Annotated in this window: 3 protein-coding genes; all 3 read left to right on the forward strand. The window is 61.4% G+C overall.

All coding sequences use genetic code 11. The features are described from left to right. Nucleotides 1–447: DMT family transporter (locus tag AC1DT3_RS19090; protein ID WP_477466795.1), on the forward strand; the 447-nt coding region annotated here is incomplete at its 5' end. Nucleotides 448–703: 256 nt separating this feature from the next. After that, entirely contained in the window at nucleotides 704–994 is a 291-nt protein-coding gene (gene groES / locus AC1DT3_RS19095) for a co-chaperone GroES (RefSeq protein ID WP_477466796.1), read from the forward strand. A 104-nt stretch (nucleotides 995–1,098) separates the two neighbouring features. Next, nucleotides 1,099–2,069: chaperonin GroEL (gene groEL / locus AC1DT3_RS19100; RefSeq protein WP_477466797.1), on the forward strand; the 971-nt coding region annotated here is incomplete at its 3' end.

The raw sequence follows: 2,069 nt of genomic DNA on the forward strand, positions 1-2,069 counted from the left end.
GTGGTGTTCGGTCAATCCGGCGATGCCAATGCCGTCCGCTCCTGGACCGGCGTCGCAGCGGCGCTTCTGTCGGCGATCACCTACGCATTCAGCATGATCCTCCTGCGGCAGCGGGCTCAGCGCGACCAATACATCCACATCGTGTTCTTCCAATCGTTCGGTCCGCTGATCCTGTCGGCGCCGTTCGGCCTCTATGTCTGGCAACCGGTCAGAACCGAGGATTGGGGGTGGTTTCTGTGCATCGGTGCGCTCGGCGTTATCGGCCACATCCTCATGGCGACGGCCTACGCCAAGGCCAAGGCGGCCCAGCTCGCTCCCTTGGAATACACGGCCCTCGTCTGGGCCGCGCTTATCGGCTACGGCGTCTTCCACGAAGTGCCGACCTGGGCGACATTGGGTGGCGGCGCTCTTATCGTTGTCGCGGCCATCATTACGTCACGCCGCTAACATACTGGCGAAGAACGGAAAAACTTCCGGGTTCGAAAAACCCGATTTTTTCCTCGTTCGGCTCTCTTCCGAAGGCCTTGACTCGCCAGCGGGGCGTCCTTATCTCGCCAGAGCGTTAGCACTCGTCGAGCGACAGTGCTAACAGTCGAGCATGATGCCGAAAACCAGATCCGGTTTCCGCGGCCGTCATGTTCCATAGGGATCGGGAACTGGATGCTGCCATCATGGCAGTGTCATTTGTCAAAGAGGAAGTTTCATGAAATTCCGTCCGCTGCACGACCGCGTCGTCGTCCGTCGCCTGGATAGCGAAGAGAAGACGAAGGGCGGCATCATCATTCCGGATACCGCCAAGGAGAAGCCGCAAGAGGGCGAGATCGTCGCCGTCGGCTCCGGCGCTCGCGACGAGAACGGCAAGCTCGTTCCGCTCGATGTCAAGAAGGGCGACCGTATCCTGTTCGGCAAGTGGTCCGGCACGGAAGTCAAGCTCGATGGTCAGGACGTCCTCATCATGAAGGAATCCGACATCATGGGCGTGATCTCCAAGTAATCGCATTCCCCCTCGTCCTGTTCGGACGACCCAGTGAACTCGACCATCCTCCGACCCGGCCCGACGGCCGCCGAGGATGAGGAAGAACTGAAAAGGAAAAGCCAATGGCTGCTAAAGATGTGAAATTCGCCGGCGATGCCCGCGAGAAGATGCTCCGCGGTGTCGATATCCTCGCCGATGCGGTGAAGGTGACCTTGGGCCCCAAGGGCCGCAATGTCGTGATCGAGAAGTCCTTCGGCGCCCCGCGCATCACGAAGGACGGCGTCACGGTCGCCAAGGAAATCGAGCTTCTCGACAAGTTCGAGAACATGGGCGCCCAGATGGTGCGCGAAGTCGCCTCGAAGACCAACGACATCGCCGGCGACGGCACGACGACCGCGACGGTCCTGGCTCAAGCCATCGTCCGTGAAGGCGCCAAGGCGGTTGCCGCCGGCATGAACCCGATGGACCTCAAGCGCGGTATCGATCTCGCTTCCGCCGAGGCCGTCAAGGACATCCAGGCGCGCGCCAAGAAGGTGAAGTCGTCGGACGAAGTCGCTCAGGTCGGCACGATCTCGGCGAACGGCGACAAGGACATCGGCGACATGATCGCCCATGCCATGCAGAAGGTCGGCAATGAAGGCGTGATCACGGTCGAAGAGGCCAAGACCGCCGAGACCGAACTCGACGTCGTCGAAGGCATGCAGTTCGACCGCGGCTACCTCTCCCCGTATTTCATCACCAATGCGGAGAAGATGGTCGCCGAGCTCGAGGATCCCTACATCCTCATCCACGAGAAGAAGCTGTCGTCGCTCCAGTCGATGCTGCCGATCCTCGAGGCCGTCGTTCAGACCGGCAAGCCGCTCGTCATCATCGCCGAGGACGTGGAAGGTGAGGCTCTCGCGACCCTCGTCGTCAACAAGCTCCGCGGTGGTCTCAAGATTGCTGCCGTCAAGGCACCGGGCTTCGGCGATCGCCGCAAGGCCATGCTCGAGGACATCGCCGTCCTCACCGCCGGCCAGACGATCTCGGAAGACCTCGGCATTAAGCTCGAGAACGTGACCCTTGCGATGCTCGGACGCGCCAAGCGCATCCG

This window comes from Microvirga sp. P4_G7 (assembly GCF_056401005.1).